Origin of the sequence: Vibrio comitans (genome assembly GCA_024346835.1) — a bacterium.
Classification (GTDB): Bacteria; Pseudomonadota; Gammaproteobacteria; order Enterobacterales; family Vibrionaceae; genus Vibrio; species Vibrio comitans.
Genome location: AP024866.1, coordinates 441567 through 455296 on the forward strand (window position 1 = coordinate 441567; position 13730 = coordinate 455296).

Sequence of the window (13730 nt, forward strand, 5' to 3'; positions counted from 1 at the left end):
ATGACCGTTAAAACTTACTAGGCACACCTCTATGGCTAACTTTTATAAACCGCAAAAAAATACCAACCGTACGCAAAAGCACTTGAGTCTGACCATTGAAAAGTACGACTTTCAAGGGGCAGGGATGGCATACGCCCAAGGGAAACCAGTGTTCATTTCTGGCGCCTTGGTCGGTGAAGAAGTGGTATGTCAGCCAGTGGAAAGCAAAGCGAAATTCATAAAGGCTAAATTAATCAAAGTATTAAAGGCCAGTGATGAGCGCGTAGCTGCATTTTGCCCGCACTTTCAGCAATGTGGTGGATGTACCTTGCAGCATATGCCTTATGAGCAGCAGTTAGACGTGAAGCAGCAAGCTTTCTCTAAGGTGATGTCTAAGGTAGCACCGCAGCAAGAGTTAGAAGTTCCAATAGTGGGCAATAGCAGAAGTTATCGTCGTAGAGCCCGCATCAGCCTGCTGTGGGATACAAAAAAGAACAAATTACAGTTTGGCTTTAGAGAAGGTCAGAGCAAAAACATAGTGACCGTTAGCCAATGCCCTGTTCTATCCGACTCGCTTGCCGGCCTGCTTCCAGAAATGAAGACTTTGTTAGAGGGTTTGTCCCAACCTAAGATCCTTGGTCATCTAGAGTTGGTTGAAGCTGACAATACCAAGGTCATCTTGCTTCGCACCAGTGCTGAGCTAAGAGCTAAAGATAGCAAGGCGGTTGTCGATTTTGCCCAGCAGAACAACTTCACTTTGTATCTTCATGAAGGGCAGAGTAAGCCTAGAAAATTGTGCGGTGAATCACCAAGGTGCAATGAGACTGGCTTTGAATTGGATTTCTTACCTACAGATTTTATTCAAGTTAATCGCTCTGTGAATCAGCAGATGGTTTCCAAGGCCATCGAATGGCTTGATGTGAACGAAAATGAAAGAGTACTAGATCTATTTAGTGGCATTGGCAACTTTACCTTCCCGCTTAGCGCAAAGGCAAAAGCGGTTGTTGGCATTGAAGGGGTCGATGAAATGGTCTCTAGAGCGAACAACAATGCACAAGCGCTCAGTATTGATACTGCTGAGTTTCATCGAGCTAACCTTGCAGAGCTTACCGGAGAAGAAAGTTGGGCGAGTGAGCGCTTTGATAAAATCCTATTAGATCCTGCCAGAGCTGGCGCTGCTGGTGTAGTAGAAAAACTCTCTTCATTTGGCGCTTCGCGCATTGTGTATGTCTCTTGTAACCCTGCGACGCTAGCGCGTGATAGTGAATCCTTACTTAAGCAAGGCTATAAGGTAGTGAAAATGAGGATTTTGGATATGTTCCCTCATACCGGGCATCTGGAATCCATGGTGTTATTTGAGAAATAACGCAAATTTCCAAATTTTGCTAAACAGCTGAATCGCCCTAGGGGTATACTGTTGCAAGAAATGTACGAGAGTAAAATCATAGTTATTTAGGGACGAAATATGGTTGCGGTACGCAGTGCGCACATAAAAAAGGATGAAGAGTTTAACCTTGATGCCTGGGTAGGCAGTCTAAAACAAGGGCAAAAAACCGAGAACAAGCTGCGCAAGCTGTACATCGATTGTGAAGAAATGCTAGCAAGTCATGAGCAAAAGGAATTATTGCTGTGGCGTGGGCGTGAGATGATCGAGATATTGATCACTCTATCTATGGATAGGGCGACCCTGCTTGCAGCTCAGCTATTCCCAGTGGTATCCAGTGGCTTATTTGATACCGAAGAACTGAAAGAGCGCTACGGTCAAGAGATCATGAAACTGATCGAAGGCGTTGAAGAGATGGCGGCCATCGGTCAGCTTAATGCCTCCTTAGAGAGTAGTAGCGCCTCTTCCCAGGTCGATAACGTTAGACGTATGTTGCTGGCCATGGTGGATGATTTCCGCTGTGTCATTATAAAGCTTGCCGAACGTATCTGTAATCTACGCGAAGTGAAAGATGCCCCAGACGAAGTGCGTCAAGCGGTAGCGAAAGAGTGTGCGAACATCTATGCACCACTTGCTAACCGCCTGGGTATTGGTCAGCTTAAATGGGAAATCGAAGACTATGCGTTTCGTTATCAAAACCCGACTACCTATAAAAAAATTGCCAAGCAACTAGCTGAACGACGCATCGACCGCGAGCGGTATATTAAAGAATTTGTTGATGATCTCGAATCAGAAATGAAGCGCACTAATATCAATGCAGAAGTCAGCGGTCGTCCTAAGCACATCTTTAGTATCTGGCGTAAAATGCAGAAGAAAAAGCTCGCCTTTGATGAGCTATTTGATGTGCGAGCCGTGCGAATTATTGCCGACCAACTTCAAGATTGCTACGGCGCCCTTGGCATCGTACACACCAAATATAAGCATCTTCCTAGTGAGTTCGATGACTATGTCGCGAATCCAAAGCCTAATGGCTACCAATCTATCCACACCGTGGTACTTGGGCCTGAAGGGAAAACTATAGAAATTCAGATCCGTACCAAGCAGATGCATGAAGATTCAGAGCTTGGTGTGGCTGCCCATTGGAAATACAAAGAGGGCAGTTCAGGTGGACGCAGTGGCTATGACGAGAAGATTACTTGGCTGCGTAAACTGCTTGATTGGCAAGAAGAGATGTCAGATTCCGGTGAAATGCTGGACGAGCTGCGTTCTCAAGTCTTTGATGACCGTGTTTATGCCTTTACCCCGCGTGGTGACGTAGTCGATCTACCTATGGGCGCAACCCCTCTCGACTTTGCTTACCATATCCACTCTGAGGTAGGGCACCGCTGTATCGGTGCTAAGGTCGCAGGAAGAATCGTACCGTTTACTCATAAATTGGAAATGGGTGATCAGGTCGAGATCATCACCCAAAAAGAGCCAAACCCATCTCGAGATTGGCTAAATCCATCATTAGGTTTTGTTCACTCAAGTCGTGCTCGCGCGAAGATAAATGCTTGGTTTAGAAAGCAGAGCCGAGAGAAAAACATCGATGCGGGCAAAGAAATTCTAGAAGTAGAATTGTCTAAGATTGGCGCTAACTTGAAGGATGCTGATCTTTACGCGTTAAAACGCTTCAACGTCAATTCAGCCGATGAGTTGTATGCGGGAATTGGCAGTGGTGACTTGCGTATTAACCAAGTGGTTAATCACATCAATGCCTTGGTAAACAAGCCAACGGCGGAAGAGGAAGATAAGCAAGCTCTTGAAAAACTCAAGAGTGTAGATTCGACAGCGCCGTTGGAGAGCAAGCCACACAAAGACGCTGTTGTGGTTGAGGGGGTGGATAACCTGATGACCCACTTAGCACGCTGTTGTCAGCCAATACCGGGAGACAGAATCAGTGGTTATATCACGCAAGGGCGAGGCATTTCAGTGCATCGCAGTGACTGTGACCAACTCAATGAGCTAAGGCATCATGCACCAGAGCGAATCATAGATACGGTTTGGGGAAGTGGCTTTGTTGGCTCGTTTATTTTGACTTTGAGAGTCGAGGCATTAGAGCGTACGGGTCTGTTAAAAGACATCACTACCTTGATCACCAACGAAAAACTCAAGGTAGCGAGTATGCGCTCACGCACCGACCATAAGCGTCAAATGTCGATTATGGATTTAGATGTCCAAGTGAACAGTGTTGAAATTAGCTCTCGGGTGCAATCTCGAATAGAGCAGATCAAAGACGTTATCTCTGTTAAACGCCTTGGTTAACCTATCTAACAAGCCCCTTTTCAGGGGCTTTATTTTTTGAATGTGAATTGGAAATTTTATGTCAGCTTCAAACTCTATCGAACAACTGCTATCCATTATGGCCACGCTCCGTGACCCTGATCAGGGTTGCCCGTGGGACAAAAAACAGAGCTTTGAGACTATCGTCCCCCATACCATAGAAGAAACTTATGAGGTGGTGGACGCCATTCAAAATAAAGACTGGGATAATCTGAAAGAAGAGTTGGGCGACCTACTTTTTCAAGTCATTTTCTATTCGCAATTGGCAAAAGAGCAGCAACTGTTTGATTTTGAAGATGTGCTAGAAGTGCTCAACGAAAAACTGGTGCGTCGCCATCCACATGTTTTTTCTGATGAGAAATTTGCCAATGAACAAGAAATAAATGACAACTGGGAAGCGGAAAAAGCGAAAGAGAAAGCTCGTTCAGGCAATGTTGAAAAAAGTATTCTAGACTCTGTACCTAAGTCTTTGCCTGCACTCAGTCGTGCTAATAAGATTCAAAAACGCTGCGCCAAACATGGCTTTGATTGGGACACTATAGGGCCTGTAGTCGATAAGGTGCATGAAGAGGTGCAAGAGGTGTTAGATGAAGCCTTGCAAGTCACTGTTGCACAAGAGAAAGTCGAAGATGAATTGGGCGATCTTTTGTTCGCTACAGTGAACCTAGTTAGGCACCTAAATTGCAACCCAGAAGTGGCTCTGGGTAAAGCAAATAATAAATTTGAAAGACGCTTTAGAGCTGTAGAGAAAAAGGTGATAGAGCAAGGGCGCAATTTAGATGATTGTGACCTTGAATATCTGGATTCTTTATGGGATTTAGTAAAACAAGATGAGCGGAAGTAAAACTTGCTTTAGATGTTTGAATTGATTTGAAGCAAAAAATAAAAAAAATGCCTGTGATAAGTTTCACGTTGTGGCGATAAAGGGCTTCTGGTATATTTGCATCCCGTCCAGAAGATATCCATTTCCCTCATTCAACCAATTTCAGGTTAAACATGACGACAAATTACATTTTTGTTACTGGCGGGGTTGTTTCCTCACTCGGTAAAGGTATTGCAGCAGCATCTCTTGCGGCTATTTTAGAAGCTCGTGGTCTTAAAGTGACCATGATGAAGCTTGACCCTTACATCAACGTTGATCCGGGTACAATGAGCCCAACTCAGCATGGTGAAGTGTTTGTCACGGAAGATGGCGCTGAAACTGACCTTGACCTTGGTCACTACGAGCGATTCATTCGTACCAAGATGACTAAGCGTAACAACTTTACAGCGGGTCGTGTTTACTCAGACGTTCTAGCAGCAGAACGTCGTGGCGACTACCTAGGCGCTACCATTCAGGTTATCCCTCACATCACTAATGCTATCAAAGACCGCGTAATTGCTGGTTCTGAAGGCCATGATGTGGCGATTGTTGAAGTGGGCGGTACTGTAGGTGATATCGAATCTCTACCATTTATGGAAGCGATTCGTCAGCTAGCTGTTGAACTAGGCCGTGAGCGCGCTATGTTCATGCACCTAACGCTGGTTCCTTACCTAGCAGCAGCAGGCGAAGTGAAAACCAAACCAACACAGCACTCAGTTAAAGAGTTGCTTTCGATTGGTATCCAACCAGATATTCTTGTTTGTCGTAGTGACCGTATGGTACCTGCAAACGAGCGTAAGAAGATTGCTTTGTTCTGTAACGTACAAGAAAAAGCAGTTATCTCAATGAAAGATGTAGATTCTATCTACAAGATCCCTCAGCACATCAAGTCACAAGGTCTAGATGATCTAGTTTGTGCACGTTTCGGCATTAATGCGCCAGAAGCTGACCTGTCTGAGTGGGAACAAGTAATCTACGAAGAAGCGAATCCAACGGGTGAAGTAACCATTGGTATGGTCGGTAAATACATCGAACTACCAGATGCTTATAAGTCTGTGAACGAAGCATTGAAGCATGCAGGGTTGAAAAACCGCCTCAACGTCCACATTAAGTATGTAGACTCTCAAGATGTTGAGAGCAAGGGCGAAGAAGCACTTGCCGGTTTAGACGCAATTCTAGTACCAGGTGGCTTCGGTGACCGTGGTGTTGAAGGTAAGATTCGTGCCGCACAGTATGCTCGTGAGAACAACATTCCATATCTAGGTATCTGCCTAGGTATGCAAGTAGCGCTGATTGAGTTCGCGCGAAATGTTGCTAACCTCGCTGATGCGCATTCAACAGAATTTAACAAAGAAACACCAAACCCTGTGGTAGGCTTGATTACCGAATGGGTTGATAAAGAAGGTAACGTTGAAGAGCGTACCGAAACCTCTGACCTTGGTGGTACAATGCGCCTAGGTTCTCAGCTATGTCACCTAGAGAAGGGCACTAAAGCTCACGAACTCTACGGCAGCGCTAAGATCCACGAGCGTCACCGTCACCGTTATGAGGTGAACAATAATTTACGTCCGTTGATTGAGAAAGCTGGTCTTAAAGTATCAGGTCTATCTGCAGACAAAAAATTGGTGGAAGTTATCGAGAACCCTGCGCACCCTTGGTTCGTGGCGGCTCAGTTCCACCCAGAATTCACTTCGACACCACGTGATGGACACCCATTATTCGCTGGTTTCGTTAAAGCGGCAGGTCAATTCCAACGCGGTGAATTCGACAAGTAAAGGAATGCTGGGGTGTTGAGCGGAGATGTATAGCACCCCTTAAAATTGACATTTTTTTGATTATAAGAGGAAACATTTAATGTCTAAGATCGTTAAAGTTCTAGGTCGTGAAATTATCGACTCACGTGGTAACCCAACTGTAGAAGCTGAAGTACACCTAGAAGGCGGTTTCGTAGGTATGGCTGCTGCACCATCTGGCGCATCTACTGGTTCTCGCGAAGCTCTTGAGCTACGTGACGGTGACAAAGCACGTTTCCTAGGTAAAGGTGTTCTTAAAGCTGTTGACGCTGTAAACGGCGAAATCGCTACTGCTCTAGTTGGCAAAGACGCTAAAGACCAAGCTGCTATCGACCAAGTGATGATCGACCTAGACGGTACTGAAAACAAGTCTAAGTTCGGTGCTAACGCAATCCTTGCTGTTTCTCTTGCTAACGCAAAAGCAGCTGCTGCAGCTAAAGGCATGCCTCTTTTTGAGCACATCGCTGAGCTAAACGGCACTGCAGGCCAATTCTCTATGCCTCTACCAATGATGAACATCATCAACGGTGGTGAGCATGCAGACAACAACGTTGACATCCAAGAGTTCATGATCCAACCAGTTGGTGCTAAGACTCTTAAAGAAGCTCTACGTGTAGGCGCTGAAGTATTCCACAACCTAGCTAAAGTTCTTAAGTCTAAAGGCTACAGCACTGCAGTTGGTGATGAAGGTGGTTTCGCTCCTAACCTTAAGTCTAACGCTGAAGCTCTAGAAGTTATCGCAGAAGCTGTTGCTGCTGCTGGTTACGAGCTAGGTAAAGACGTTACTCTAGCTATGGACTGTGCTGCATCTGAGTTCTTCGACAAAGAAGCTGGCATCTACAACATGAAAGGCGAAGGTAAGACTTTCTCTTCTGAAGAGTTCAACCACTACCTAGCTGAGCTAGCGAACAACTTCCCAATCGTTTCTATCGAAGACGGTCTTGACGAGTCTGATTGGGATGGCTTCAAGCACCAAACTGAACTACTAGGCGACAAGCTTCAACTAGTAGGTGACGATCTATTCGTTACTAACACTAAGATCCTAGCTGAAGGTATCGAGAAAGGCGTTGCTAACTCTATCCTTATCAAGTTCAACCAAATCGGTTCTCTAACAGAGACTCTAGCTGCAATCAAGATGGCTAAAGACGCAGGTTACACAGCTGTAATCTCTCACCGTTCTGGCGAAACTGAAGATGCAACTATCGCTGATCTAGCGGTAGGTACTGCTGCAGGCCAAATCAAGACTGGTTCTATGAGCCGTTCTGACCGTGTTGCTAAGTACAACCAACTTATCCGTATCGAAGAAGCACTAGGTGAGCGTGCTCCTTACAACGGTCTTAAAGAAGTTAAAGGCCAAGCTTAATTCTTAACTGAGTTAGCTTAGCGTTAAAGCTGATAGCTTTCAGTTATTAGTTTTAGACATAAACACCTCGCGTTCGCGAGGTGTTTTTTTTTGTATTTTTCTTGTCATTAAGTTTGATGCATGTCGTCTATTACACGAATATGTTATAAATATTAACTAACTAAGGTTAGCTGGGTTCTTTGTCTGCAAGGCCATAAGAGCCAGTTATTTGAGAAGGATTTTATCGTGCGTGTTTTTTCCGTATTGCTGTTTGGTTTACTCTTGCTGATGCAAGCAAAGCTGTGGGCCGGTAAGAATGGCGTTAACGATTACCGCCAAGTTCAGGATGAAATTGCCATTCAAAGCTCTGTGAACTCAGAATTGCGTAAGCGCAACGATGAGATGTTTGCTGAGATTGACGACCTAAGGCAAGGGCTTGATGCCATCGAAGAGCGTGCTCGCCATGAACTCGGAATGGTTAAAGAAGGAGAAACCTTCTACCGTATTATCGATTCGGACTAATTTTTTATAACCGGTTCTCAACTTGAATAAATATATCGCTATTGTCCCCGCTGCTGGTGTAGGCAGTCGAATGCAGGCAGATCGCCCGAAGCAGTATCTCATGCTGCATGGAAAAACTATTCTAGAACACACAGTAGAAAGATTATTATCACACCCTTCAATTTCTGAGGTAGTGATCGCTGTAAGCCAAGAAGATGGATATTTTGCTGGGACCTCTCTTGCTCATCATCCATTAGTCACTCGCGTGGCGGGTGGTAAAGAGCGCTGTGATTCAGTGTTAAATGCGCTCGATTATCTTAAACAACAAGGTTATCAAGACTGGGTGTTGGTGCATGATGCAGCAAGACCGAATGTAAGTCTTAAAGATATCTGTAACTTGATTGATGAAGGTTCTCGGCACCCTGTAGGAGCTATCCTAGCAGCAAAGGTTCGAGATACCATGAAGCGCTCATCTGGCAATCAAGAGATTGAGGGCACCGTTGACCGTGTCAATCTTTGGCACGCTTTGACACCGCAAATGTTTCGCTGTCACGAGTTACAATTGGCATTGCAGTCAGCCTTAAAAAATCACGATCTAGTGACTGATGAAGCATCGTGTATGGAGATCATCGGATTGTCACCGCTTCTCGTTGAAGGACGTGCGGACAACCTTAAGGTAACCCAGCCAGAGGACTTAGCCTTGGCTGAATTCTATTTAAGACCTACAACTCAGGAGCAGTTATGATCCGTATTGGACACGGCTTTGATGTACATAAATTTGGTGGTGAAGGCCCTGTTATCATAGGCGGTGTTGCCGTTCCTTATGAGCAAGGCTTAGTTGCTCACTCTGATGGTGATGTTGCCCTACACGCTGTATGCGATGCATTGCTTGGTGCGATTGCAGCAGGAGACATTGGTCATCACTTTCCTGACACGGATGACAAGTGGAAAGGCGCAAATAGCCGCGAGTTACTCAAGGATGTATACAGACGAGTGCAAGAACTAGGCTATGTGCTAGGCAACCTCGATGTCACCATCATGGCACAAGCACCTAAAATGGCTCCGCACATTCAAGGTATGCGAGAAGCGATTGCACAAGACCTGCAGACAGAGCTTGGCAACGTTAATGTAAAAGCGACAACAACAGAGCGTTTAGGTTTTACCGGACGTAAAGAAGGGATTGCGGTAGAAGCCGTGGTTCTGATTCAACTTTCTAACTAGAGGCGCACTCCAAACTATGAGTGACATACTATCAAATCTTGCTTACCAGCACGGTAAACCAACGGCTAAAGCCAAGCTTAAAGCTCAAGCTGAACATTTCGTAGTGAAAGAAGACCTAGGCTTTGAGTTATTAGGCAGTGGTGAGCATTTGATGTTGCGTGTTCGCAAGACTGGAGAGAACACCAGTTTTGTGGCAAATGAGTTAGCTAAATTCTGCGGCGTTAAGTCTAAAGATGTAAGCTGGGCTGGCTTGAAAGATCGCCATGCTGTCACTGAACAGTGGCTAAGTGTGCACCTTCCAAAAGGTGATGACTTAGACTTCGCATTATTTACGAAAATGCATCCAAGTGTCGAGATCCTCGAAGTCACTAGGCACAACAAGAAACTTCGTCCCGGCGATCTAAAAGGTAACTTCTTCGAACTTACCTTAAGTGAGGTGACCGATGTAACTGCAGTTGAAGCTCGCTTGCAGGCTATTTCTGAAAGTGGTGTGCCAAATTACTTCGGAGCACAGCGCTTCGGAAATAACGGCAACAACCTTGATGAAGCTCGTCGCTGGGGCCGAGATAATGTTCGTACTCGCAATCAAAACAAACGCAGCTTGTATCTCTCAACGGCACGCTCGTGGATATTTAATCAGATCGTCTCTGAGCGTTTAAACAAAGAGTGTTTTGACTCTGCTATTGCAGGTGATGTGCTCTCTGAGCCATTGGGTGAAATTACTGCAGCCTTAGCGGGTGATAACGCTTTACCAACCTCTGATGCTGCGCTAGAGATAGAGCAAGCAGCAGTAGATGCAGAACCTGATCTGATGGCTTTGATCCGAGGAAATCGCATGCGCCATGACCGAAGAGCCATTAAATTGCTACCAGAGCAGCTCAGTTGGGAAAGTAGTAATGACCAAGTAGTAGTGAAATTCTGGTTGGATTCTGGTTGCTTCGCTACGTCTATCATGCGAGAAGTGATTGAAGAGATTCCTTTCGAACGTTCGTTTGATTAAGAGTACCCAGTTTAATGAAAATTCTTTTAAGTAACGATGATGGTGTGCATGCGGAAGGTATTCGAGTTCTTGCTGAGGAGCTAAAAAAGATCGCAGAAGTGATCGTTGTAGCCCCAGATAGAAACCGTAGCGGTGCGTCAAACTCACTGACATTGGAAAACCCACTTAGGGTGAATGAGATCGCACCTAATGTTCATTCAGTGCAGGGAACGCCAACAGATTGCGTGCATTTTGCTCTGAACGAACTAATGAAAGACGATTATCCTGACCTAGTGTTAAGTGGCATCAACCATGGCGCAAACCTTGGCGATGATGTGCTTTATTCTGGAACCGTTGCTGCTGCAATGGAAGGGCACTTTCTTGGGGTGCAATCTATTGCATTGTCTCTGGTTGGAAACACACACTTTAATACCGCGGCTAAGATAGCGCGTCAGCTGGTGGAGCAACATCAGCGTCAACCTATACCAACCAATAGACTTCTTAACGTGAATATTCCGGATGTTGCCTGGGAAGACCTCGGTGAGATTGAAGTTACTCGTCTAGGTGCTAGGCATCATGCAGAAAACATGATTAAACAGCTCGACCCGAGAGGAAAGCAGATTTACTGGCTAGGTCCTCCGGGCAAAGAGCAGGACGCAGGAATAGGCACCGACTTTTACGCACTAGAGCAGAAAAAGGTCTCGATTACACCGCTACAGGTCGACCTGACCGCACACGAATCGCTACCTAGTATGAATAAGTGGTTGAAAGGATCTTAGATGGGACATTATCAAGCTCAACGTTTGTCAGAGCATTTGCAGCAGTTGGGCATACGTGATTCTGCTGTGTTGAAGGCGATGGCTAATTTGCCTCGAGAGTCGTTTTTATCAGACGCTATGAGGCATCAGGCCTATGATAATAACGCTCTGCCTATTGGCAATGGACAAACCATTTCTCAACCCTATATTGTCGCAAGAATGACAGAGCTATTGGAACTGGATTACACCTCTAAGGTCTTAGAAGTGGGGACTGGTTCTGGCTATCAAACTGCAGTGTTAGCGCAGTTGGTTGAACGTGTATTTACCATTGAGCGTATTAAAACGCTGCAGTGGGGTGCAAAGCGCTGCTTATCTAAGCTCGATATCTACAATGTATCATCAAAATACGGTGATGGTTGGAAAGGGTGGGGCGCACATGCTCCGTTTGACGCTATTATAGTAACAGCAGCAGCGGCAGAGCTTCCACAAGCTCTTGTTGACCAGTTGGCGATTGGTGGAAGACTGATCATTCCAATTGGAGACTCACATCAACAATTATTGAAGATTGTTAAACACGAGTCTGGAGTTCAGTCTGAAATTATAGAAGATGTACGATTTGTGCCTTTAGTTCAGGGAGAGCTAGCTTAGGTTTATGGATAAGATTTTACGTTCGATCATTGGGATTGTTCTGATTGCAACCCTAGTGGGGTGTGCTCCTAGTGGATATTCCGCCAAAGATCGTGATTACAAGCAACTCGATCGAGGCAGCTTTCGAGGCAGTTTTTATACGGTAGATAAGGGCGATACCCTTTATTACATCGCTTATATCACTGATCGCAACGTCAATAATCTTATCCGTTTTAACAACCTTAAAGCACCTTATACCCTGCGTGTTGGCCAGAGAATTAAGCTTTGGCACCCCGATTATAAAGATACAACCCCGGCGTATAGTTCAAGCAAACCTGTTGCTGTAGCTCAAACTTCTACTACAAAGAGCCCTCAACCTGCGCAGAGTACAGCACAAAATTCGGGACAGACTTCGACAAATCCACAAAAAAGTGCTACCGCAAAGGTTGATCAGCAGTCCACAAAGGAGTATGTTGGTTCTAAACAAAGTGTTAACAGTGCTGCAACATCGAAACCGCCAGCAAATAAAGCGGTCTCGTCATGGAAGTGGCCAACTAAAGGAAGAGTCATCAGCAAGTTCTCATCAGGAGAACAAGGCAATAAAGGGATTGATATAGCAGGTCAACGTGGCCAGTCGGTTATCTCAACTGCCAGTGGTAGTGTGGTGTATTCCGGTAGTGCCCTTCGCGGTTATGGCAACCTTATTATTGTTAAACATAATGATGATTACCTTAGTGCTTATGCTCACAACGATAGTTTGTTAGTCCATGAAGGACAGACAGTATCTGCAGGGCAAAAGATTGCAACTATGGGTAGCTCTGGCACTAGCGGCGTTAAACTGCACTTTGAGATTAGGTATCAAGGAAAATCCGTTAACCCGGAAAGATATTTACCCTAACTGACGGCATTATAAGCAGTAATGCCAACCTGTTGAGCCATTGGAGGCGCTATGAGTATGGATAACACTGCAGCAAAAGTGGAAGACCTAGCAGAAGACAAGGTTAGTGCGGAGATAGAAGAAAGTAGTATTGTTGAAAAAGTGGAAACTCAGGTAAAAGAAGAGTTTGATGCTTCAACAAAGAATCTAGACGCAACTCAACTTTACCTTGGCGAAATCGGCTTCTCCCCACTCCTAACAGCAGAAGAAGAGGTTCTTTACGCAAGACGAGCACTTCGCGGAGACGAAGCTGCACGCAAGCGTATGATTGAAAGTAACCTACGTCTTGTCGTCAAAATTTCTCGTCGTTACAGTAATCGAGGCTTAGCTCTATTAGACCTAATTGAAGAGGGTAACCTCGGTCTAATTCGCGCTGTGGAAAAATTCGATCCCGAGCGTGGTTTCCGATTCTCTACTTACGCAACTTGGTGGATTCGACAAACTATCGAACGTGCTCTGATGAACCAAACCCGCACTATCCGCCTGCCGATTCATGTGGTTAAAGAGCTTAATATTTACCTGAGAACAGCTCGTGAGTTATCTCAGAAACTAGACCATGAGCCAACCGCAGAAGAGATTGCACAGCAGCTTGATAAACCGGTTGATGATGTAAGCAAGATGCTACGCCTCAATGAGCGTGTAAGCTCAGTGGATACCCCAATTGGTGGTGACGGTGACAAAGCATTGCTTGATATCATTCCTGATATCAACAACTCAGACCCTGAAGTTTCTACCCAAGATGACGATATTAAGCACTCTCTGATCGATTGGCTTGATGAGTTAAATCCAAAACAGAAAGAAGTACTTGCTCGCCGCTTCGGTTTACTTGGTTATGAACCGTCAACCCTAGAAGAGGTTGGTCGCGAAATTAACCTAACTCGTGAGCGTGTACGTCAGATCCAAGTGGAAGGTCTACGTCGACTACGTGAAATCCTGTTGAAACAAGGGCTAAACATGGAGTCGCTGTTCAACTTCGACAGTGAATAATATTTTTAAAGGCTAAATAAAAAAGGTCAGCGATTGCT

The 13730-nt window shown here is 45.2% G+C and carries 13 protein-coding genes; all 13 read left to right on the forward strand.

Annotated elements, in window-relative coordinates; genetic code table 11:
* Window positions 1-31 precede the first annotated feature (31 nt).
* Window positions 32-1345 carry a 23S rRNA (uracil(1939)-C(5))-methyltransferase RlmD gene (gene rlmD / locus OCU46_RS02150; protein WP_141273240.1) on the forward strand — a complete coding sequence of 438 codons (1314 nt, stop codon included), beginning with the start codon at window positions 32-34 and terminating at the stop codon, window positions 1343-1345.
* 99 nt (window positions 1346-1444) lie between these two features.
* Entirely contained in the window at window positions 1445-3667 is a 2223-nt protein-coding gene (gene relA, locus OCU46_RS02155; protein WP_141273242.1) for a GTP diphosphokinase, read from the forward strand.
* A 58-nt stretch (window positions 3668-3725) separates the two neighbouring features.
* On the forward strand, window positions 3726-4529 hold the full coding sequence (gene mazG / locus OCU46_RS02160) for a nucleoside triphosphate pyrophosphohydrolase (protein WP_141273243.1): 804 nt from the start codon (window positions 3726-3728) through the stop codon (window positions 4527-4529).
* 152 nt (window positions 4530-4681) lie between these two features.
* Window positions 4682-6322 (forward strand): CTP synthase, encoded by a 1641-nt coding sequence (locus tag OCU46_RS02165; RefSeq protein WP_141273245.1) that lies wholly within the window; start codon window positions 4682-4684, stop codon window positions 6320-6322.
* A gap of 79 nt (window positions 6323-6401) precedes the next feature.
* Entirely contained in the window at window positions 6402-7703 is a 1302-nt protein-coding gene (gene eno / locus OCU46_RS02170) for a phosphopyruvate hydratase (RefSeq protein WP_141273247.1), read from the forward strand.
* 225 nt (window positions 7704-7928) lie between these two features.
* The gene (gene ftsB, locus OCU46_RS02175; protein ID WP_141273249.1) at window positions 7929-8204 is read left to right on the forward strand and encodes a cell division protein FtsB; all 276 of its coding nucleotides are present in this window, start codon (window positions 7929-7931) and stop codon (window positions 8202-8204) included.
* A gap of 22 nt (window positions 8205-8226) precedes the next feature.
* Complete coding sequence (gene ispD, locus OCU46_RS02180) at window positions 8227-8928, forward strand: 2-C-methyl-D-erythritol 4-phosphate cytidylyltransferase (RefSeq protein ID WP_141273251.1); 702 nt, start codon at window positions 8227-8229, stop codon at window positions 8926-8928.
* Window positions 8925-9404 carry a 2-C-methyl-D-erythritol 2,4-cyclodiphosphate synthase gene (gene ispF / locus OCU46_RS02185; protein ID WP_141273253.1) on the forward strand — a complete coding sequence of 160 codons (480 nt, stop codon included), beginning with the start codon at window positions 8925-8927 and terminating at the stop codon, window positions 9402-9404. The genes ispD and ispF overlap by 4 nt, the downstream gene beginning before the upstream one ends.
* 16 nt (window positions 9405-9420) lie before the next feature.
* Window positions 9421-10404 carry a tRNA pseudouridine(13) synthase TruD gene (truD, locus tag OCU46_RS02190; protein ID WP_141273254.1) on the forward strand — a complete coding sequence of 328 codons (984 nt, stop codon included), beginning with the start codon at window positions 9421-9423 and terminating at the stop codon, window positions 10402-10404.
* 14 nt (window positions 10405-10418) lie between these two features.
* Window positions 10419-11162, forward strand: a complete 744-nt coding sequence (gene surE, locus OCU46_RS02195; protein WP_141273256.1) for a 5'/3'-nucleotidase SurE — start codon at window positions 10419-10421, stop codon at window positions 11160-11162.
* Window positions 11163-11789 carry a protein-L-isoaspartate(D-aspartate) O-methyltransferase gene (locus OCU46_RS02200; RefSeq protein ID WP_141273257.1) on the forward strand — a complete coding sequence of 209 codons (627 nt, stop codon included), beginning with the start codon at window positions 11163-11165 and terminating at the stop codon, window positions 11787-11789.
* A 4-nt stretch (window positions 11790-11793) separates the two neighbouring features.
* Entirely contained in the window at window positions 11794-12666 is an 873-nt protein-coding gene (nlpD, locus tag OCU46_RS02205) for a murein hydrolase activator NlpD (protein ID WP_141273259.1), read from the forward strand.
* Between the two features lie 51 nt (window positions 12667-12717).
* Entirely contained in the window at window positions 12718-13692 is a 975-nt protein-coding gene (gene rpoS / locus OCU46_RS02210; protein WP_141273261.1) for an RNA polymerase sigma factor RpoS, read from the forward strand.
* Window positions 13693-13730: the final 38 nt, after the last annotated feature.